1 protein-coding gene is annotated in these 234 nt (G+C 53.0%); it reads left to right on the forward strand.

What is annotated here, in order from left to right:
- The coding region (locus ACTHS3_RS18700; RefSeq protein ID WP_440368910.1) for a thiamine pyrophosphate-dependent enzyme at nt 1-234 on the forward strand (234 nt) is incomplete at both ends.

A 234-nucleotide genomic window follows, 5' to 3' on the forward strand; every position in this document is an offset into this window, starting at 1 on the left:
CGACAGCGAAATCATCAAACCGCAATACGTCGTGCAGAAACTTGCCGAAATCACCAACAACTCCGCCATCATCACTTCGGACGTAGGACAACACCAAATGTTCGCGGCGCAATATTATCCGTTCGAGCGCCCACGCCAATGGCTTAACTCAGGCGGCTTGGGTACGATGGGTGTAGGTTTGCCGTATGCGATGGGCGCGAAACTTGCCGCTCCTGATCAAGACGTGTTCTGTAT

It is taken from the genome of Neisseria sp. P0009.S007 (assembly GCF_051962515.1).